Genomic DNA, 20,287 nt, shown 5'->3' with positions numbered 1-20,287 from the left:
AATCTCCTCATGCGCTTTTACAATGTAGACAGTGGTCTTATTTCGCTAGACGGTATTCCCATCAGTCATTATACTAGAGCCTCTTATCGTCAGCAGTTCGGTATGGTACTACAAGAGACTTGGCTCAAGACTGCGACTATACACGACAACATAGCTTTTGGCCGGCCAGACGCCAGCCGAGAAGAGGTTATTGCAGCTGCCAAGGCGGCCAATGCTCATTTCTTTATCCAGCAGCTGCCTCAGGGGTACGACACCTACCTAGCGGATGCTGGGGACTCCCTTTCTCAAGGTCAGCGGCAGCTCTTGACCATTGCCCGTGTCTTCCTGGCTGTTCCTAAAATCCTAATCTTGGATGAGGCGACTTCCTCCATTGATACTCGGACAGAAGTCTTGATTCAGGAGGCTTTCAGCAAGCTCATGGTGGGACGAACTAGCTTTATCATCGCCCATCGCCTGTCTACTATTCAAAATGCTGACATCATCCTCGTCATGATAGATGGTGATATCGTCGAACAGGGTAATCATCAGGAACTCATGGCAGCCAGAGGTGTTTATTACCAAATGCAGACGGCGCAGGAGTAGAAGGTGAGCTTTATTAAAGCTCACAGGTTGATGCTAAACAAAACTAAAAGAGTTGGAAATTCCAACTCTTTTTGTTTATATAGTACTATGAAACAATAAAATAAATATTCTCATTGTCTATACATACATCTGATGTATGGTTGTAAATTTGGTTCAGTTCATTGAGCCTATCAATAAAAACAGATGTTTTAGCATTTTCTAATTTTTTGAATGATTTAATTATATCTTTTTCCATTTTCTTTGCGCTTTTATTTAGCTCTTCTCCGCCGTCTTGGAGAAATTCATCTACAGGGCCGTCCTTGATAAAAGGAATATTTCCTAAGAAACTGCCTATTGCTTTGCTTGCTTCTCCTACACCTTTCAATACATTGGATTCAATAGAGGATTCGCTCATTTTTTCTAAATAATTTAGACATTTTGTAAACATGGCAGAATAGGCAGAAGAAAGTTTTTCGATTTCTTCTTTGATAGATAATATATTTTTTTCAGCTAAATTTCCACTGAGCATAATTTCGATATAAGATGCCAGTGAATAGGTGTATAGAGATAAGCTGTAGTATTTAAATTTCTTACTAATTTTTTTCTTAGCTGATGAAACTTCTGATTGGATTATAAGAAGAGGGTTAGACTTTAAATCTTCTTCTAATTTCTTTTGGTAGGAAGTCATTTGCTGTCTCGCACTTCTCTGAATATCCATTACCATTTTATGGCTGCTGGAGACGAAGTGGCTATTGTCCCAATTATGCTTATATTTCCTAATTAAATCCATCAATGTCTCGGCATCGGCTTCAATTGAAGACTCTTTTTCGGTTTCTAAAAATGATAAAATTTGTTTCTCAAGTTCAACAATATTGTCTAATCTTTTCTCAACAGAATATAAGAGTGCAGCGACAATGATAACTTGTGGTTGAATCATCAATCCTTCATTTGCAAGTTCACTTATTTCTTGAAGTTGGACAAATTTCGAGCCTCCATCCGCTTTTCGCAGGGCTCCCCAGTAGTTACCATTTTTTGCCTTTTTTAAGGTATCGCCAGCAGCTTTATTAACAATGCGATAGGCTTTTTCGCCATTATTTCCTTGGACAACTTTTGTCAAATTAGGGATAAGAGAAGCTACAGTAGTTCCTAATTCTGACAACTCAATAATTGGTATCTTCATTGTAGTTGGTTGTTCAATTTCAGAACGAGTTTGTAAAAGTATCTGATCTGTGAGTTCAACGAATTGGGTTTGTTCGTTAAAAATCTCTTTTTTGTTAAGTGTGTTTTCAGCAGCAATATTTATGATATCTCCCATGTTTAAAACCTGAACTTTCTATGAAACTATCTTCATTATAAAGGAAGTGACCATAAGTAGTCAATAAAGACAATGAAGAAAATTTTTGAATTACTTTTCAAATTCAACATCTTCCAACCCTGTCTCTGTCAGTCTATAAATCTTCTGGCAGACTTCTTTGAGAAATATCCGGTCATGGGAGACAGCGATAATGGCGCCAGGATAGGTCGCTAAAAGCTGGCGAACCTGGGGCTGAGATGTGGGAGAAAAGTTGCGGGTTGGTTCGTCCAGAAGGAGGACATTGGGGCGGTCTAGGACTAGTTTGAGCAGGAGGAGCTTGGCTTTTTGGCCACCGGAAAGCTGCCCAATCGGGTGGCGGGCCTCGTCGCGAGTGAACTGGAGACTGGCTAGATGCGTCAGGATTTTCTCCTCCTGGGACTTGTCGCCAGAGGGAGCCAGAAAATCCAAAGGGCTGCTCTCATCAGCCAGCAAGTCACCATAATGCTGGGGCATGTAGCCTACTCGCATGTCTGTCTGCTCACGCAGGATCTTCCATATTTCCTTAAGCAGAGTAGATTTGCCTGCACCATTAGCACCAATCAGTCCGATTTTTTCCTGGCCGCAGACTTCCAGAGTCAGGTTCTTCGCCAGTTGTCGTTCGTTTGTTTTCAGTTTCATTCCTTCTAATTTCAGGATTCTTTTGGTCAATGGCAGAGCTTCTATGTCTGAGAAGTGAAGGCTGATGACATCTTCCTGTGTCGGGATTTCGGTCATTTCAGCACCTGCCTTTTCAAATCGTTTGCCCTGTGAGAGAACATTTTTCATTTTCTTAGCCACCAGTCGACCTGCAGTAGCGTCATGGGTGTTTCGTAAAGTATGCTCTACACTCTGCTTAACCCGTCGGTGTTTTTCCACGGTCTTGGCGTGTTCTTCCCGCTCTTTCCGTGCCAATTGACCTTGTTTTTCAAAGGCCTCCTGACGCTGATGGCGGTAATTTTCATAGTCCAGACTCTTGACACTGGTTCTAGCTTCCTGCTTCTTTTTGATTCGCTCCAGATGAACAATCTTGGTCGCGGCTTGAGCGAGGAAGTGTTCGTCGTGAGAGACGAAAAGGACAGTTTGCTGGCTGTGGCTGATAAAGTTTTCCAGCCAAGTCAGAGTTTCAAGATCAAGGTCATTAGAGGGCTCGTCAAGAAAGAGAATGTCCCAATCACTGGCTAGTTTCTTGATGAGCTGAACTTTAAGCTTTTCTCCTCCAGATAGGCTAGAGAGCTGCTGCTGACTGGCAAAACGCTGGCTGTCAAAGTTGAGCTCTCCAGCATAGCGGTAGAGCTTAGCATAGTCCAGCTCGGTCTCAAAATCAGCAAAGAAATAGTCATTGAGCGTCAGTTGGGCATCCTCTGAAGGTAGCTGCTGGGGCAGGTAGACAGCAGGAGTATAGGACTTATCAATCTGTCCGCTGTAGCTGACATAGGAGCTGACCAGTCGCTCGTCTAGCAGGAGCTTGAGTAGGGTGGACTTGCCATTGCCCTCCTCACCGATAATAGCGACCTTGTCTCCTTGATTGACAGTCAGTGACAAATCTTTGACTAACTCTTTCAGGTCTTTTAGGTGGGTGATTGTTAGATTTTTTATTTGAAGCATAGATGTCTCCTTCGTTTTATAACACAAAATACAGCCCTGCTTTATTTAGCAGAGCTGTTTTTAATTGCACAAAGCAGACACAGGAGTGTCTAAGTAGGATTATTCGTCTATAGGCTTCCAGCTTACACTGTCATAGGAGCGACAGGATTAATCTAAAGATAAGCAAATAAAAGCTAGAAAGTACAAAAAAATGAACATCCCGCGGATATGCAGAAACATGACAAAATCTACTAAATAAAGTTTCCTTTAAAAAATAGACTTAATTTTTCATGTCTCCGTGTACCTCCGAAATAGTTCTGCTTTAAGTCTAACAGAAGAAAGTAAATTCGTCAAGCGCTTTCAAATAAATAAAAATTTTTAAAAGATTTTTGGAGCAAATTTTTATAAACTCTCTAAGAATATTGATTTCAAGGCTTTTAAGCTGATTTTGATATATAATTTTTTAATTATATAAAAATTTGACATATACCAGAAAAATATATATAATCATCTTGTATATAAAAATTATATATATAAAATGATTATACAAATAGGCCTAAAATTTGTAAAAGATAAGAAGAGCTGGAATGGGATAGATTTCAGTCGTCATTTTAAATTGTATCTAAGGAGTAAGAAACCATGCCAAAAACGTTATTCCTCTGGCTTTTGACAGTCCTAAGCTTAGGGCTAGTAAAAACGCCTCAAGCTAAGACGATGGAGCAATCTTTGAAGTCTAACACGGCGGCCATTGAGATTAGCCAAAAAATTCAGGACCATGTCAAGAAAGATGGAGCGACAAGGGTGGCTGTAGAAGCAGTGACTTTTGATTAGATGATGCAAATCATTGCTTAAGAAAGGAGAAAGCTATGTTAAGAATTTTTATCCGAATGGTATACAGAAGTATCGCCTATGCGATTGTTGAAGCTAAATAGAAAGGAAATATCATGAAAAAATCATTTATTCTAATTCTTCTAACGATTATAACTCTAGGACTCTTCCGACCAATTACAGCCTTGGCTGAAGAACAGAAGCTGCCGTCTGGTACGGACCGTGACAAAATCGGTCAGAAAATCCAAGACTTTGTCAAGGAACATGAAAAAACAACAGCTGGTTTGGCGACGACGGTCTTTGATAAGGATGGCACCATCTACAAAGGAAACTTTGGCTATATGAACAAGGAAAAGAAAGTCAAAACGGATGATAGCAGCGTTTTTGAATGGGGATCGGTTACCAAGCTGACGGTTTGGGTCTCCGTCATGCAGCTCTGGGAAGAGGGAAAGATTGACCTAGAGGAAGACATCCGCACCTATCTGCCAGAGGGATTTATGAAGACTTTGCGCTACGAAAAGCCCGTCACTATGACAGACCTCATGAACCATCAGGCCGGCTTTGGCGAGTCTACCCACGCCTACAAGGAAGATAAGGGCTTGTCTATCGAGGAGATTCTGGCAGTTAATCAGCCAGAACAGTCTTACGAACCAGGCACCATGACAGCCTACTCAAACTTTTCTGCCGGTCTGGCAGCCTACATCGTCGAGCGAATCTCTGGTCAGGACTTCTCAGCCTATGTCCATGAACATATCTTCCAACCACTAGGAATGAAAGACACAGCTCTATCAGCCGACTTTAAGGAAAATCCAAAGATTTACCAGAAGCGGATGGAGCAAATCTCTTATCGGGCGGACGGGACATCTATGGGAACTAGCTATTATCATTTAGGACTTTACCCAGCAGGGAATGCCGTTTCCACTTTGGCTGACTTCCAGAAGTTTGCCCAAGCGCTTTTGAAGAAAGAAAAGCTCTTCAAGCATGCTGAGACTTGGACAACTCTCTACACAGCAACATCGAATTATCCAGGAACGGATATGCCGCTCAATATGCACGGTTTTTGGACACAAGAGTACGGCACGACGCTTGTTGGCCATGGAGGAAACTCGACTGGCTACTCATCTTATATTCTGTTGGACTTGAAAAATGGTATAGGTATGACCATTATGACGAATCAAGATCATGAGTTGGTTTATAACTATGAAATGCCAGCCTTGGTTTTTGGACCTAAGAAAAAGACGGACTCAGCCACCTTTGACAAATTCCAGTCTGGCAATTACCGATCTGCTCGCTACTTTGCAAGTGGTCCTATGTCTATCTCCAGAACTTTGCTTTACACTCAGTTTGTCAAGAAATCTAAGGATAATCCGCTTTTGAGTCAGAATTTTTCAGTAGTCAGCGGTAGTGGAAACGAGACTAAAGTAACAGCTTCCTACGGGGATAACTTCAGAGTCAAGGATAGCGAGTTCTTTACAGACTGGGCTCTGCTTATTTCGGCAGCAGTCGGAATTGTTTTCAGTATCATTCTCTTTTTGGCACGAGGCGGACTGGATCTCTTCCGCTTGGTCTTCAAAAAAGGTCAATCTAAAACACCAAAACCTCTTCGTATCTGGACTTATCTAACTTCCTTGGCTGGAGTAGGTGTGGCTATAAACTTCCTCCTCCTCTTCAACACATTTGCTACCGACGATCTGAGCTTTCTAGCTAGCTGGCGTTACATTGTCTTTGCTGGTCTGGGATTGATTCTGGCTGGCTGTGCAGTCTTCCCACTTCTGACCAAGGCAAGAAAAGGGCTGAGTAAGAGCCGACTCTACCTGACTGTCTTGACTAGTCTGTCAGCTCTAGCTATCGTTGTCAATATTCTCTATTGGTCACTTTATCAGTGGTGGGGTCTGTAATAAGCGCAGCTCCATTGCACAAAGGAGTCTCTCATGAAAAAATCTATTTTAATCATTCTTTTAACCATTTTGACGCTAGGAATCTTCCGACCGAGCGCTGCTTTAGCTGACTCGCAGAAGTTGCCGTCTGGCACAGATCGCAGCCAAATTGGTCAGAAAATCCAAGACTTTGTCAAGGAACATGAAAAGACAACGGCCGGTATGGCAACAGCAGTCTTTGATAAAAACGGAACCATCTACAAGGGAAATTTTGGCTATGTGGACAAGGAAAACAAAGTCAAAGTTGACGATGACAGTGTTTTTGAATGGGCTTCAATCACTAAACTGACGGTCTGGGTGTCGGTCATGCAGCTCTGGGAAGAGGGCAAAATCGACCTAGAAGCAGACATCAAAACTTATCTGCCAGAAGGCTTTCTCCGCAATCTTCGCTACGATAAGCCTATCACCATGCTGGATCTGATGAACCATCAGGCTGGCTTTGATGAAATGCCACTCTACAAAAAAGGAGATAAGAGCGACTTGGAAGAGCAGTTCCGCGATTACCAGCCTATTCAGTCCTTTGAGCCGGGTACGACGACATCATACTCTAACTTCAGCACGGCTTTGGCATCTTATATCGTGGAGCGGATATCTGGGCAGAAGTATGCAGACTATGTCCATGAGCATGTTTTTGAGCCGCTGGAGATGGATCGGACTGCTATCTTGCCTGACTTATCGGACAACGCTTATGTACAGGAAAAGCGCAAGGAGGATAAGGGCTATGATGACCAAGGTAAGCTCTTGGGAGATACACCATTTAAGCTCTGGATGTACCCAGTCGGAGGGGCTGTGGGGACTCTAGGAGACCTGCAGACATTCGCCCAGGCCTTGCTAGAACGTAAGACGCTCTTTCATCATCCAGAAACTTGGACCGAGCTTTACTCAACAACCTCTACCCACCCTGATACGGATATTGTTCGTAATGCTCATGGCTTTTGGGCCAGTCACTACGGTGTTACCTTGCTGGGACACAGTGGTAATGCTGATGGCTTTTCTAGCTATCTTTACTTGGATCTGAAAAATGGCATCGGCCAAGTCATCTTAACCAATCAACTGTATGAACAAGTTTACAATGTTCAAATGCCGGAGCTGATATTTGGCAAGATGCAGACTGTCAGCGAAGCTACTAAAAAGCAGTTCAAGCCCGGCTCTTACCACTATCTGAGAAGCTATAATAGGGGGCCACTGTCCTTCATGCTCATGATTCCCGGGGCTATCCAAAAGATCAACAAAGTATCAGATCAGCCAGATCTGCTGAGCACTTTCTGGACTATTGACCGAAGCCAAGGTGCTGACCGCCTCGAATTTGGTGTCCTTAATGCAGAAAGGATTTCCGATTCAGTTCTCTTTAGGCATTATCTAGTCGTGTTTCTCGGAGGTCTGGCACTCGTGTTTGCTCTGGGAAATGTCTTGATTAGTTTTCTGATTGGCAGTTTCCGTCTCATCCTGCGTAAAGCAAAAAGTTCGGCTCCTCGCTCTTGGAAGGTCTGGAATTGCCTGACCTCTCTAGGAATGCTGCTGTTTGCTGGAAATCTCATTCTGCTTTTACTGGCTGCCATGACTCAGGATTACTCAATTGTTCAATCTTGGCGCTATATGGTATTTGCAGGTCTGGGCCTATTCTTAGCAGGTTGTGCAGTTTTTCCGCTCTTCAGCAAGGCTCGAAAGGAGCTCGGAAAAGGCCGCCTCTTCCTGACAGTTCTGACTAGTCTATCCGCCCTGGCCATAGTCGTTAATATCCTCTACTGGTCGCTTTATCAGTGGTGGGTGATGTGATATAAGTTGCTTGCCTTCCTTTGGGAAGGCGGGCTTTGTCTGTGTAATTCTGCAAAGGAGAATCGCATGAAAAAAACATTTATTTTCACACTTCTAACTATTTTGACATTGGGGCTTTTTCGCCCAGCCACTGCGCTAGCTGAAGAGCAGAAGTTGCCGTCTGGTACGGAACGAGACAAAATTGGTCAGAAGATCCAAGACTATGTCAAAGAGAACGAAAAGACAACAGCCGGCATGGCGACAGCTGTCTTTGACAAAGACGGCACTATCTATCAAGGAAACTTCGGCTATATGAACAAGGAAAAAGGCATCAAGGCCGATGATGACAGCGTTTTTGAATGGGGTTCCGTGACTAAGCTGACCGTATGGGTCTCCGTTATGCAGCTCTGGGAGCAAGGTAAGATTAACCTAGAAGAAGATATTCGCGCCTATCTGCCAAAGGACTTTCTTAGAAATCTCCGGTATGACAAGCCCATTAGCATGCTAGATCTGATGAACCATCGGTCTGGATTTGATGAAGCCCCTCTCTATATGCAAGGGGGCAAGAGTTTAGAGGATTTGCTACTCAAATATCAGCCGGCTCAGTCCTTTGAGCCGGGTACAACGACAGCTTATTCCAATTACAGTACTGGGTTGGCTGCCTACATTGTGGAACGAATTTCTGGGCAATCCTTTGTTGATTATGCCCATGAACATATCTTCCAGCCTCTGGGCATGGAGAGAACGGCCATAGCTCAAGACTTGTCTGACAATGCTTATGTCCAAGCCAAGCGCAAGGAAGTAAAAGGATATGCGACAGATGGCAGCCTGTTAGGCGATGCACTTTATGAAGTCGGCCTGTATCCAGTTGGTCGGGCAACAGGAACATTGAGTGATTTGCAAAAATTTGCTCAGGCCCTGCTAAGTCGAAAAACTCTCTTTGCTCGGTCGGAGACTTGGGACAAACTATACACTGGCACTTCGTATTATCCTGGTACAGATATCGTTCGTAATGCTCATGGCTTCTGGGCTAGTGAATTTGCCGTTACAGTGCTAGGACACGGCGGTAATACAAATGGTTTTTCCGGCTTTCTTCGGCTGGATCTGAAGAATGGTATCGGGCAGGTAATCATGACCAATCAAGGCTTGGAAGAAATTTATAATGGTGGCATGCCAGAATTGATTTTCGGAAAACGTCCGACAGCCAGTGCAGAAACTCAGAAAAAGTTCGAACCAGGCTATTATCAAATTCTTCGGAATTTTAACCAAGGTCCGCTCTCTTTGTACCAGCTCTTTCCAGGTAATATGCTTCATATGAAGAAGCCGTCCTCGGAGCGAATGGATCATTTGTTTTGGACTATTTATAAAAGTGGAAATGGCAAAACGAGAATTGCTACTCCAGTCAGTGATTTGGAGAGACTCCCTGACTGGGAAATCTGGACTAAGTTTGGGTTGATTGCTTTGGCTGCTCTTAGTCTTGTTTATGCTTTGGTCAATCTACTTGTGCGGCTTGCGCTGGTCCTTTATCGACTGGCCTTTGGCAAGGTGAAAAGCAAGCAAAATCGAGCTTGGAAATGGTGGCACATTTTAACAACTGCAGGAGTAGTGACCGTAGCTTGCAATTTACTGTTGCTCCTGCTTAGCTCCAACGCTACGGATCTCAGTATCATCTCTCAGTGGCGTTATATGGTCTTTGCAGGACTAGGCCTACTTTTAGCAGGATGTGCGGTTTATCCGCTCTTTAGCAAGGCTCGAAAGGAGCTCGGAAAAGGTCACTGCTTCCTGACAGTTCTAACTAGCCTATCCGCCCTGGCTATTGTTGCCAATATTCTCTACTGGTCGCTTTACCAGTGGTGGGTGGTGTAGTTTAAAAATTTTGAAACAAGAAAAGAGCCGGCATATAAGCTGGCTCTTCGTTTGGTTTTATACATTCAGTACCTTGTCCAAGAAGTCTTTAAGACGTGGATGCTGTGGATTGTCAAAGATTTGGTCAGGCTTGCCGTCTTCTAGGAATTCACCATCAGCGGTAAAGATAACGCGGTTGGCCACCTGACGGGCAAAGCCCATCTCATGAGTCACAATCAGCATGGTCATACCTTGCTGGGCCAGATCCTTCATAACATTGAGAACGTCGCCGACCATTTCAGGGTCAAGGGCAGAAGTTGGCTCATCAAAGAGCATGATGTCTGGATTCATGGCCAGACCGCGAGCAATTGCCACCCGCTGCTTTTGACCGCCGGACAGACTGTCTGGACTGGCATCAGCCTTATCAGCCAAGCCGACCTTTTCCAAGAGCTCCATCCCCAGTTTGTTTGCTTCGTCTTGGGTCAAGCGCTTGTGCTCAACAGGAGCAAAGGTGATGTTTTCCAGAACGGTCATGTGCGGGAAGAGGTTGAAGTGCTGGAAGACCATACCGATATTTTCTCGAACCAGATCCACATCCGTCTTCTTGTCCGTCAGATCAAAGCCATCAACCGTGATGGTTCCGCTGGTGACTTCCTCTAGCAGGTTGAGACTGCGCAGGAAGGTTGACTTACCAGAACCAGAAGGACCGATGATGCAGACCACATCTCCCTCGTAGAATTTAGCAGTAATACCCTTTAGGACTTCGTTTTCCCCGTAATATTTATGAAGATCGTTCACATCGATTTTTAATTTTGCCATTACTTAATCCTCTTTTCTAAGCGTTTTGCCAAGCGGGTCAAGAGTGTGATAATGATGAGATAGAGCACGGCTAGGATAGCATACATGCGGAAACTCTGATAGTTGCGGGCGATGATGTCCTTACCAGTTTTGAAGAGCTCGGCCAGTCCAATAGCTGAGACAATCGTTGTATCCTTGAGTGCGATGACAAACTGATTGACAAAGTTTGGCAGCATAATCTTGGTTGCCTGTGGCAGGATAATCTTGCGCATGGTCTTGGAGTAGGAAATCCCCAAGCTGCGGCTGGCTTCCATCTGTCCAACTGGAACTGCCTGAATACCGCCGCGGACAATTTCTGCGATATAGGCGCCGGCATTGAGAGAGAGGGCAATGGTTCCTGCAACGAAAGCATTGATTGGGCTTTGTTGACCAGTCATGGATTCGATTAAGTTAGGAATGCCCCAGAAGATAAAGGCAGCCACAATCATCAGTGGAATACCACGAATGACATCGACAAAGATTTCTGCAATCCAGCGTAGCGGTTTATAAGGGCTGACGCTGAACATACCAAAGATAATCCCGATGACCATAGCAATCGCAAATGAAATCAGGGCCAAGGCAATCGTCACTCCCAGACCTTTAAGAAGTTCTTGGTAGTTGTTTTGCAGCAAGCCCCAAATAGTGGACTCATCTACAGTGGATTCCTTTTCTTCGCTAGCCAGATACTTGTCTAAAATCTCTTGGTATTTGCCACTTTCTTTGAGGTTGGCCAGTCCATTGTTAAACATCTCAATCAGCTCAGGATTGCTGCCTTTTTTGACTGCGAAAGCGACTTGGCCGCTTGGTGTCCCTTCAATAGGTGTTTTAAGTTTCTTACCTTGTTTGATAGCGTATTTGACAACGGGCTCATCATCCATCACAGCTGCGACGGAGCCAGTATTAAGGCTGTCGTACATGGAAGCTGCATCTGAGAATGTTTTGATAGAGTAGCCGTACTTGCTCTTGTTTTCCTCAAGGAAAGTCTGAGAAGCGGTACCAGTTTTGACACCGACTGTCTTGCCTTTGAGTTCCTCGTAGGACTTGATATTGCTGCTGTCCTTGACTGCCAAGATAGAGTTGGCTGTGTAGTAAGGATCGGAATAGTCAAAAGTTTTCTTGCGGGCATCTGTGACAGACATGCCGGCGATGATTCCGTCAGCCTGACCAGTCTGAACGCTATTGATAGCTGCATCAAAGCCAGGATTGGTTACTTCCACAGTAAAGCCTTGGTCTTTGGCAATAGCCTTAATCAGCTCCATGTCAATCCCAGTGTATTGGTTGCTGTCATCTTGGAAGACAAAAGGGGCAAAAGATGAGTCACTGGCAATAATGTATTTGTCTTTTGTAGGAGTAGCTTTTTGACCGGCAGGAGTAGAAGTCTCTGGGACGGCGGAGTCAGAGCTGCCTTTAGAAGCCGTCCATTTATTGATGATTTCATCCAGACTGCCGTCTTCCTTCATCTGCGCCAAAGCTTCGTTAAACTCAGTAACTAAGTGCTCGTGCTTGCTGCCTTTTTTGACACCGAAAGCAAAGCTTCCAACAGCCTCACCCTTCATAGAAATTTTCAGGTTTTGGCCTTGATTGATGGCATACTCAATGACCGGCTGATCGTCCATCACTGCATCGACATCACCAGCAGAAAGGCTATTATACATCAAGTCACCCGTGTCAAAGGTTTTGAGAGTGAAGCCGTACTTATCCTTGTTTTTCTCAAGGAAGCGTTGGGCAGCTGTTCCAGTTTTGACACCGACTTTCTTTCCTTTCAGCTGTTCATATTTGCTGATGGTATTTGCCTTTGTCGTCGCGATAACGACCTTAGTGTCGTAGTAGGTATCAGACATGGTAAAGACTTTTTCACGCTCGCTTGTCTTGGTCATACCAGCCATGATGGCATCCGCCTGGCCAGCTTGGATCGCATTGACGGCTGCATCGAAGCCTGGGAAGCTCATGTCAATGTCCCAACCCTTGATTTCTGCGACCTTGTTGATGATATCAACGTCAATCCCCTTGTAAGTCTGATCAGAATCTTTAAATTCAAATGGTGCGTAAGCAGTATCGGACACGATTTTGACCGTATCTGCCTGGGCTGTTGCCCCTAACGCAAAAAATGGAAATAATGTTAGCAAGACTGCTAAGAATTTTTTCTTCATTTTCTTCCTCCTTTTTAGCATTCTAGCATTATAGCAAAAAAACACTGATTAGGCAAATTTCTCCTGGTTTTATGTTAGGTTTTCTGACATATAAACTCTGAATTTTTTGTAAGAAGAACCGTAACTTTTCTTTGTACTTAAAGCAAAGTTTGCTATACTTGAAATAAATGAAAGCAAGGATAGAATGAGGTTCTTATGAAAAAATCACGTATCTTGGACGGAGTCAATCAAGCTCGCTTTGTTCCGCCTTATATTTTGTCTCTTTTACTGGCAGTTGTTTTCGTGCAAGGGGGTCAGCAGTTAGCTTATTGGGCTTTGGAGCCGATTTCGGCTGTGCTTAGTCTTATGCTAGGTTTCTTGGGGCAAGGTGGATTCTTTGAAATCTTTTTCAATTTTGCCCTGCCTTTTCTCTTATTCGGCTTTGTATTTATGATACTGGCTCTATTTCTCTGGGTACGCTGGGCTGAAGGACGTCCGCTCGCGACTCTGGGCTTTGTCAAAAAAGGAAGTTTAGTAGAGCTAGTCAAAGGATTGGCAGTAGGTTTTCTCCTCTTTAGTCTAGTCGCTCTGCTTATGCTGTTGAGCGGAGCTGGCTCTTTTGAATGGGGACAGCTGACACTGGAACCTTTCCTCTATATCCTGATCTTGCTTCCGCTCTGGATGGTTCAGGGCGGAGCAGAAGAGCTAGTGACAAGGGCTTGGCTGCTGCCAGTTGCTGTCAAAAAGACCAACCTCCCCATCGGTTTGCTGACTTCAAGCCTGCTCTTTGCCCTCTTGCACCTAGGCAATCCAGATATTGGTATTCTTTCCATTCTTAACATTGCCTTATTCGGGCTCTTTGCAAGTCTCTATCTGCTCCGGACGGACAATGTCTGGGGGATTATAGGACTTCATACTGCTTGGAACTTTACCCAAGGAAATATCTATGGTTTCAGCGTTAGTGTTACTGGCGTTGACGCGGCAGTCCTGAACTTTATCCCTAAGTCGGAATGGAGCTGGCTGACTGGTGGAGCTTTCGGCGCTGAAGCTTCTATTTTCAGCTCGCTCATTCTCTTGCTGGCCGTTTTTTACTTGCTTTTCAATATGAAAAAAGATGGCAGTTTGACAGGGTTAGTAGGGAAGACACAATAACTGTGCGAACGGTTCTCTTTTGCTCATCCTAAAATAATATGCTATAATAAATTAAAATGAGGAAAGGAATAATTATATGTTTAAATCTCGTATGTTGGATGCTATCAAGCAATCGCGCTATATTCCGCCGATTTGGTTAGCTATCTTGATTGCTATTGGTTTTGTTTATGGAGGAGGAATTTTAAGTTTTGTCGGAATGTTACCAATTGGTATCATTGTCGGACTCTTGTTTGGCTTTGCAGATCCGACGATTAATCGGACAGAAGCAATGGCAGCCATTAGTCACTATACGGTCTTTTTTCAGCTAGCTGGTTTCTTCTTTATCGCCCTAGCAGTTTTCCTCTGGGTTCGATATCGTGAGAAGCGTCCTTTTTCTAGTCTGGGATTTTATAAACAAGACTGGTTCAAAAATCTCCTTAAAGGCTTCCTTATTGGAGCCGTTCAGTTTTCACTGGTTGTTGTCTTGCTCTTGGTAACGGGGACAGGCAGTCTGAAATTAGGTCAGCTTAACTTGCAGTCTTTGATTTTTGTCCTAGCTATTATTCCTTTCTGGATTCTCCAAGGTGGGACAGAAGAGCTAGTGACGCGTGGTTGGCTTTTTCCAGCAGTTAGTGCTAAGTCAAATATCTTCATTGGTATCTTGATTTCTAGTGCTCTATTCGGGGCACTGCACCTCTTTAACCCTGGTGTGACCGTTCTTTCTATTGTCAATATCATACTAGACGGTATCTTTGCTTGTTTCCTTATGCTCAAGTATGACAATATGTGGGTGCTGGCTGGTATGCACGGCGCTTGGAATTTTGTGCAAGGAAATATCTATGGTATTCAGGTCAGTGGCCAAGGAGCATCTACCTCAATCTTGAGTTATAGCTCGCAATCTTCTGTGGATTTATTGTCCGGTGGAGCCTTTGGTGCTGAAGGATCTATTTTTGCTAGTATCGTCCTGATTGGCTGCATTGCTTATCTTTACTGGTCACTCAAAAAAGAAAATCGCCTGCCTCAAGCGCTGATCTTTAAGAAATAATCATTTCGCCCAGTTTAGCTGGGCATTTTTTATGTCTTTTAACGAGATGCGTGACAAGGGATATAAGATGGTAGAAGTATGAGCCTCTTAGTTATACCCGAATCCAGAGAAAATAGGGCAAATATGGTAAAATGATAGAAGCACAATTTAAGGAATAAAAGATGATTAACAGAATAACAGATAATAAATTTGAATTGGTTTCCAAGTACGAGCCTTCAGGTGACCAGCCTCAAGCTATCGAGCAGCTGGTGGATAACATCGAGGGGGGCGAGAAAGCCCAAATTCTCATGGGGGCGACGGGTACCGGTAAGACCTATACCATGAGTCAGGTTATCGCTCAGGTCAACAAGCCGACTCTGGTTATCGCCCATAATAAAACGCTGGCCGGCCAGCTTTATGGTGAGTTCAAGGAGTTCTTTCCCAATAACGCTGTGGAATATTTCGTTTCCTACTATGATTATTACCAGCCTGAGGCCTATGTGCCTTCCAGCGATACTTATATCGAAAAGGATAGCTCGGTCAATGACGAGATTGATAAGCTCCGTCACTCAGCGACATCAGCCCTCTTGGAGCGCAATGACGTAATTGTCGTGGCTTCGGTCTCTTGTATCTACGGTCTGGGTTCGCCTAAGGAATACTCCGATAGCGTGGTTAGTCTGCGTCCAGGCCTAGAGATTTCCCGTGATAAGCTGCTAAATGATTTGGTAGATATCCAGTTTGAGCGTAATGACATTGACTTTCAGCGGGGGAAATTCCGGGTTCGTGGCGATGTGGTGGAGATTTTCCCAGCTTCCCGGGATGAGCATGCCTTTCGGGTAGAGTTTTTCGGAGATGAAATTGACCGGATTCGTGAGGTTGAAGCCTTGACCGGTCGAGTCTTGGGCGAGGTGGACCATTTGGCCATCTTCCCAGCCACTCACTTCGTAACCAATGAAGACCACATGGAAGTAGCCATTGCCAAGATTCAGGCCGAGCTGGAGGAGCAGCTGGCTATCTTTGAGAAGGAAGGCAAGCTTCTGGAAGCCCAGCGCTTGAAGCAGCGCACGGAGTACGATATCGAAATGCTGCGTGAAATGGGCTATACAAACGGCGTTGAGAACTATTCTCGCCACATGGATGGTCGAAGCGAAGGAGAGCCGCCTTATACCCTTCTGGACTTTTTCCCTGATGACTTCTTGATTATGATTGATGAGAGTCACATGACCATGGGACAGATTCGGGGTATGTACAATGGCGACCGCTCTCGTAAGGAGATGCTGGTTAATTATGGTTTCCGTCTGCCGTCTGCCTTGGACAATCGTCCGCTGCGCCGGGAGGAGTTCGAGAGCCATGTTCACCAGATTGTCTATGTATCGGCTACGCCGGGCGACTATGAAAATGAACAGACGGATACTGTTATCGAGCAGATTATCCGGCCGACAGGGCTTCTGGATCCAGAGGTGGAAGTCCGTCCAACCATGGGGCAGATTGATGACCTTTTGGGAGAAATTAATGCCCGTGTCGAAAAGAATGAGCGGACCTTTATCACAACTCTGACTAAGAAGATGGCGGAAGATTTGACGGACTACTTCAAGGAAATGGGTGTCAAGGTCAAGTACATGCACTCAGATATCAAGACCTTGGAGCGGACCGAGATTATCCGTGATTTGCGCTTGGGTGTCTTTGACGTTCTGGTTGGGATTAACCTGCTGCGCGAGGGAATCGACGTTCCCGAGGTTAGTCTGGTGGCAATTCTTGATGCGGACAAGGAAGGTTTTCTGCGCAATGAACGTGGTCTGATCCAGACCATTGGCCGGGCAGCCCGCAACAGCGAGGGGCATGTGATTATGTATGCGGACACTATGACCCAGTCCATGCAGCGCGCTATTGATGAAACTGCCCGCCGTCGGGCAATCCAGATGGCGTATAATGAAGAGCATGGCATTGTACCGCAGACCATCAAGAAAGAAATTCGCGACCTAATCAGTGTGACCAAGGCTGCTCTGCCAGACAAGGAAGAAACCGTCGAAATCGAAAGCCTCAACAAGCAAGAGCGCAAGGACATGATCAAGAAGCTAGAAGGTCAGATGCAAGAAGCTGCCGGACTTCTGGACTTCGAACTGGCTGCACAGATTCGCGATATGATTCTGGAAATAAAGGCGATGGATTGAGGGATATATGCAATAGTAATTTAAATAAATTCAGATAATCAAGGTTATGGCTAACATGTTTATGAAATCGTGATAATGAGAACTTATTTATGAATGAGCAGGAATTTATATTTGTTCAGAATTATAACTATTGTGCTATAATTGAGAATGTTGAGAAAAAATTTTAGAAAGTGAGATAATGATGTCTAATAAAACTTATGTGGTAGGGTTTGAAAAAGAGTTTGCCAATGAATTTAAGAATCAGTTATTAAAACAATATTCGGAAAAAAATGTGATACCAGAATGTAAACTGGGAAATTTTAGAACTGATTTCGCAATTATAAAAGAAGATACAAAAGAAATTATTGCCATTTTCGAATTAAAAATGAGTAAAGCGGACTCCTTTAACCAACAACAATTGTCTGGCTTCAATAGTAGAATTAAACAACTTATTCAGACTAATGGAATGGACGTCCCAGTTTATTATGTTTTAAAAAGCAATGAGGATCAAGTACCATTTACAGTTAATAGACTATTTCAAGAAGAAGATGATGAGCACAAGTCCAAATTTACTTTCAAAGAGACAGATTTACCATCTTATAAAGAATTGTTGGCACGAAATTCTGCAGCTTTAATCTATGAAAATGAGAGACAGAAGCAGGAGCAAAGAAAAAGTTTAAGAGAAGCTTTTGATAGCTTGAAATTCATAAGCCCAATTCTGTCAGTTACTATATTTGTAATATGGGTATGTAGTAAGTATATGAAAATTGAACTAACTTGGATAGATTTAGCATTTTTATTGACTAGTGCTATATTTACTGTATTTCCTTTTGTGAAAAAGATTGATATTGCACAATTAGGTTCAGTGGAGTTTAGAAGCGATGAAGAAAGATTGAAAGAGAAGTAATAGGATATCATCAGAGATAACTTACTATTTCAGCCTTACTGAATAGATAAAAGGAGCACACATGCGTTATGCACTTTTACTCCGCGGCATTAATGTTGGTGGGAAAAACAAAGTCGTTATGGCTGATTTGAAGAAAGATTTGGCTGGGTTGGGTTTTGAAAATCCAGTTTCCTACATCAATAGCGGCAATCTTTTCTTTGAGAGCGAGGAGCAGGAGGAGAGGATTCGGGAGATCTTGTCGGCTTATTTCAGTCGGTCTTACGATTTTCCGCTGCCTTTTGTCCTTGTCAGCTCTGCCATGCTTCAAAAAGAAATAGCCAATCTTCCTGCTTGGTGGCAGGATGAAACAGCTTTTCGGCGAGATGTTCTCTTTTATCTGCCGGAGACAGACAGGGAGAGTGTCCAAGAGCTGGCAGGCAGCTGGGCGAATGACAAGGAGCAGCTGCATTTCGGGCAGACAGCTTTCTTTTATAGCAATGCTGACCAAGCGGACTATCTCAAATCCAACTACCATAAGAAACTGCTCAAATCTAGTTTCTACAAACAACTAACCATCCGAAACGGCAAGACTTTCCAGAAGATTATGGAGTTGGTAAATGAAAAGTAAAGGAAAGAATGAAAAATGAAAATGAGTAGACAAATGAAGTACAAGACAAAAGAAAAGTCTTCTTGGACTAGGAGGTTTTCTCTTTGGATGGAAAGGCACCGAAGGATTGGTCAACTCCTGGATACGAGTGTGTTATTTGGATCTTTGTTTGTATCATTTCTTGCCGTCTCTTTCATTAGTTCTCCATTCCCAAACTTAAACTATCTTTCTCCCTTAAGCTTTAATCTTTTCTTTCTGCTCTTCTCAACCTATTGCCTTGTCTTTCATTCTGGAAGTGATAAACTTCAGAAATGGCGTTACTTTTCATGGGTTTTTATTGGGTTCAATGGTCTTCTTTTTCCCTTTCATCTCTTGGTAGGACTGAATTGGCTAGGACGTCGTAAGACAACGAATTTCCCACCCATAATTTCTATGGATCCAGCCTATGCCTGGTTTCCTATTGTAATTTATCTATTTTTCTTTTTCTTGGGGCTGGGCATTCTGCTTTTGGTTATACAGATAGAAAAGAGAAGAAGGAGGCGTAAATGGAACGAAAGATTAAGAGACAAAAGAAGGTCAAACTACAGAAGATCAAAATGAGAAAAATCCATAAAAAGTATTCTTTGATAGCTCAGATCCAATTGTGGCTGGAAAGACATTCAAAATTTGCTTCTTTTATGGATGGTGGCATAATATTATTCTCTATTTTTGCTATCATGTATGTGTTGTTCGGGACGTCACTTATCCCGAAACCATATCAAGAAATGTCCTATGTCTTCCCAATGATTATCAATTTTGTCTTTTTGGTGAATACACTCTATCAAGGTATTTTTAGAGATGGTTTTAAAAATAAGACTTCAGTACAAGGATTTTTACAACCCTTTCTATACATAAACGGACCTATTTTTCTCCTCCACTTAATGGTTGGGCTAAAAGGGAGAAACGTTAAAAAAATTCCTTCCCTATTATCTATCGATTATCGCTACATCTGGTTTCCAATTGCTACCTATCTAATTTTTTTCTTTATGCCAGCATTAATGATGTTGATTTTGAAATATAATGAAAAAAAGAGGAAAAATCATGACAAAAGAAAATCTATCTAAGTTATTTTCATTTAAAACACTCTATCTGGCCTTGCTAACCTTTGTCATTCTTCATTTGATTTTGTTACCTTTTGGTCTATCCTTTACTCCAGTTTTGTGGAATAGTTGGTTTTTTATTCTTTGTTTGACCTTCTTTATCCATCCTTGGATAGTCTTTTTTAGGACAAGAGATTTTCACTGGTATCACCTTATTTTTCAATTATTCAGTGGATTGGTGGCACTTTATCTTTGGTTTACGGCATTCTTTGCTTTGTCAATCATCTCGGATTCAGCCATTCCCATCAATATAGACTATCATATACAAGATAATGAAATAATCATTGTCAGAGGTTTTGTAGTCCATAGTACCTATGAACATCATGAATTGATTAATCCTTTTATCATGAAGTCAGAAGTGAAATATAACGAAGATATGTTTTAATAACTTAGAAAGTGAGCAAATCCATAGCCTGTTTTAGATCTAGTCATAATCTCGAGAAGAGGAAAAATTATTTTGAAATATTTAAATGTGTTTAGAATGGCTTATCTTGCCTTGTTATCCTTTGTCATTTTCCATCTTATTTTATTAACATTTGGT

At 43.1% G+C, this 20,287-nt stretch carries 16 protein-coding genes; 12 read left to right on the top strand and 4 right to left on the bottom strand.

All coding sequences use genetic code 11. The features are described from left to right. Positions 1-582, top strand: a 582-nt coding sequence (locus RWS24_RS09590; RefSeq protein ID WP_314366958.1) for an ATP-binding cassette domain-containing protein, incomplete at its 5' end; no start/stop codon positions are given. Positions 583-667: 85 nt separating this feature from the next. On the opposite strand, the gene RWS24_RS09585 is transcribed toward RWS24_RS09590, so the two are convergent. Both RWS24_RS09585 and RWS24_RS09580 read right to left on the bottom strand, forming a co-directional pair. Then, the gene (locus RWS24_RS09585; RefSeq protein ID WP_002914958.1) at positions 668-1,876 is read right to left on the bottom strand and encodes a hypothetical protein; all 1,209 of its coding nucleotides are present in this window, start codon (positions 1,874-1,876) and stop codon (positions 668-670) included. 90 nt (positions 1,877-1,966) lie between these two features. Continuing rightward, entirely contained in the window at positions 1,967-3,499 is a 1,533-nt protein-coding gene (locus RWS24_RS09580) for an ATP-binding cassette domain-containing protein (protein WP_314366956.1), read from the bottom strand. A 618-nt stretch (positions 3,500-4,117) separates the two neighbouring features. Here RWS24_RS09580 and RWS24_RS09575 point away from each other — a divergent pair. The 4 genes from RWS24_RS09575 to RWS24_RS09560 all read left to right on the top strand — a co-directional run bounded on the left by RWS24_RS09575 (position 4,118) and on the right by RWS24_RS09560 (position 9,864). Beyond that, on the top strand, positions 4,118-4,309 hold the full coding sequence (locus RWS24_RS09575; RefSeq protein ID WP_314366954.1) for a hypothetical protein: 192 nt from the start codon (positions 4,118-4,120) through the stop codon (positions 4,307-4,309). A 113-nt stretch (positions 4,310-4,422) separates the two neighbouring features. Further along, a complete protein-coding gene (locus RWS24_RS09570; protein ID WP_314366953.1) occupies positions 4,423-6,204 on the top strand; it encodes a serine hydrolase domain-containing protein in 1,782 nt (593 codons plus the stop codon). Between the two features lie 33 nt (positions 6,205-6,237). After that, positions 6,238-8,019: a serine hydrolase domain-containing protein gene (locus RWS24_RS09565; RefSeq protein WP_314366952.1), complete on the top strand. Its 1,782-nt coding sequence runs from the start codon at positions 6,238-6,240 to the stop codon at positions 8,017-8,019. A gap of 66 nt (positions 8,020-8,085) precedes the next feature. Beyond that, entirely contained in the window at positions 8,086-9,864 is a 1,779-nt protein-coding gene (locus RWS24_RS09560) for a serine hydrolase domain-containing protein (RefSeq protein ID WP_314366950.1), read from the top strand. A 57-nt stretch (positions 9,865-9,921) separates the two neighbouring features. Here RWS24_RS09560 and RWS24_RS09555 read toward each other — a convergent pair whose 3' ends face one another. Further along, a complete protein-coding gene (locus RWS24_RS09555) occupies positions 9,922-10,662 on the bottom strand; it encodes an amino acid ABC transporter ATP-binding protein (protein ID WP_002895249.1) in 741 nt (246 codons plus the stop codon). Then, on the bottom strand, positions 10,662-12,830 hold the full coding sequence (locus RWS24_RS09550) for an ABC transporter substrate-binding protein/permease (protein ID WP_314366948.1): 2,169 nt from the start codon (positions 12,828-12,830) through the stop codon (positions 10,662-10,664). The genes RWS24_RS09555 and RWS24_RS09550 overlap by 1 nt, the downstream gene beginning before the upstream one ends. 195 nt (positions 12,831-13,025) lie before the next feature. Here RWS24_RS09550 and RWS24_RS09545 point away from each other — a divergent pair, with 195 nt between their 5' ends. The 7 genes from RWS24_RS09545 to RWS24_RS09515 all read left to right on the top strand — a co-directional run bounded on the left by RWS24_RS09545 (position 13,026) and on the right by RWS24_RS09515 (position 20,131). Next, complete coding sequence (locus RWS24_RS09545; RefSeq protein ID WP_314366946.1) at positions 13,026-13,961, top strand: type II CAAX endopeptidase family protein; 936 nt, start codon at positions 13,026-13,028, stop codon at positions 13,959-13,961. A 76-nt stretch (positions 13,962-14,037) separates the two neighbouring features. Continuing rightward, positions 14,038-14,985: a type II CAAX endopeptidase family protein gene (locus RWS24_RS09540; RefSeq protein ID WP_314366945.1), complete on the top strand. Its 948-nt coding sequence runs from the start codon at positions 14,038-14,040 to the stop codon at positions 14,983-14,985. Positions 14,986-15,146: 161 nt separating this feature from the next. Then, positions 15,147-17,135, top strand: a complete 1,989-nt coding sequence (gene uvrB / locus RWS24_RS09535; protein ID WP_002904675.1) for an excinuclease ABC subunit UvrB — start codon at positions 15,147-15,149, stop codon at positions 17,133-17,135. A gap of 181 nt (positions 17,136-17,316) precedes the next feature. Continuing rightward, positions 17,317-18,021, top strand: a complete 705-nt coding sequence (locus tag RWS24_RS09530; protein WP_314366942.1) for a hypothetical protein — start codon at positions 17,317-17,319, stop codon at positions 18,019-18,021. A 61-nt stretch (positions 18,022-18,082) separates the two neighbouring features. Next, positions 18,083-18,628, top strand: a complete 546-nt coding sequence (locus RWS24_RS09525) for a DUF1697 domain-containing protein (RefSeq protein ID WP_314366940.1) — start codon at positions 18,083-18,085, stop codon at positions 18,626-18,628. A gap of 524 nt (positions 18,629-19,152) precedes the next feature. Continuing rightward, positions 19,153-19,710 (top strand): hypothetical protein, encoded by a 558-nt coding sequence (locus RWS24_RS09520; RefSeq protein WP_314366938.1) that lies wholly within the window; start codon positions 19,153-19,155, stop codon positions 19,708-19,710. After that, positions 19,688-20,131 (top strand): hypothetical protein, encoded by a 444-nt coding sequence (locus tag RWS24_RS09515; RefSeq protein WP_314366937.1) that lies wholly within the window; start codon positions 19,688-19,690, stop codon positions 20,129-20,131. Before RWS24_RS09520 ends, RWS24_RS09515 begins: the two co-directional genes overlap by 23 nt. Positions 20,132-20,287: the final 156 nt, after the last annotated feature.

Origin of the sequence: uncultured Streptococcus sp. (assembly GCF_963528215.1) — a bacterium.
Lineage (GTDB): Bacteria > Bacillota > Bacilli > Lactobacillales > Streptococcaceae > Streptococcus.
The sequence above is the reverse complement of the archived record's forward strand: the minus strand, read 5'-3'. Positions and strand labels throughout refer to the sequence as shown.

What these genes read in the sequence shown, in the direction of transcription:
- RWS24_RS09585 (WP_002914958.1), bottom strand. Translation starts at nt 1,876, where the DNA reads ATGGGAGATATCATAAATATTGCTGCTGAAAACACACTTAACAAAAAA.
- RWS24_RS09580 (WP_314366956.1), bottom strand. Translation starts at nt 3,499, where the DNA reads ATGCTTCAAATAAAAAATCTAACAATCACCCACCTAAAAGACCTGAAA.
- RWS24_RS09575 (WP_314366954.1), top strand. Translation starts at nt 4,118, where the DNA reads ATGCCAAAAACGTTATTCCTCTGGCTTTTGACAGTCCTAAGCTTAGGG.
- RWS24_RS09570 (WP_314366953.1), top strand. Translation starts at nt 4,423, where the DNA reads ATGAAAAAATCATTTATTCTAATTCTTCTAACGATTATAACTCTAGGA.
- RWS24_RS09565 (WP_314366952.1), top strand. Translation starts at nt 6,238, where the DNA reads ATGAAAAAATCTATTTTAATCATTCTTTTAACCATTTTGACGCTAGGA.
- RWS24_RS09560 (WP_314366950.1), top strand. Translation starts at nt 8,086, where the DNA reads ATGAAAAAAACATTTATTTTCACACTTCTAACTATTTTGACATTGGGG.
- RWS24_RS09555 (WP_002895249.1), bottom strand. Translation starts at nt 10,662, where the DNA reads ATGGCAAAATTAAAAATCGATGTGAACGATCTTCATAAATATTACGGG.
- RWS24_RS09550 (WP_314366948.1), bottom strand. Translation starts at nt 12,830, where the DNA reads ATGAAGAAAAAATTCTTAGCAGTCTTGCTAACATTATTTCCATTTTTT.
- RWS24_RS09545 (WP_314366946.1), top strand. Translation starts at nt 13,026, where the DNA reads ATGAAAAAATCACGTATCTTGGACGGAGTCAATCAAGCTCGCTTTGTT.
- RWS24_RS09540 (WP_314366945.1), top strand. Translation starts at nt 14,038, where the DNA reads ATGTTTAAATCTCGTATGTTGGATGCTATCAAGCAATCGCGCTATATT.
- uvrB (WP_002904675.1), top strand. Translation starts at nt 15,147, where the DNA reads ATGATTAACAGAATAACAGATAATAAATTTGAATTGGTTTCCAAGTAC.
- RWS24_RS09530 (WP_314366942.1), top strand. Translation starts at nt 17,317, where the DNA reads ATGTCTAATAAAACTTATGTGGTAGGGTTTGAAAAAGAGTTTGCCAAT.
- RWS24_RS09525 (WP_314366940.1), top strand. Translation starts at nt 18,083, where the DNA reads ATGCGTTATGCACTTTTACTCCGCGGCATTAATGTTGGTGGGAAAAAC.
- RWS24_RS09520 (WP_314366938.1), top strand. Translation starts at nt 19,153, where the DNA reads ATGGAACGAAAGATTAAGAGACAAAAGAAGGTCAAACTACAGAAGATC.
- RWS24_RS09515 (WP_314366937.1), top strand. Translation starts at nt 19,688, where the DNA reads ATGACAAAAGAAAATCTATCTAAGTTATTTTCATTTAAAACACTCTAT.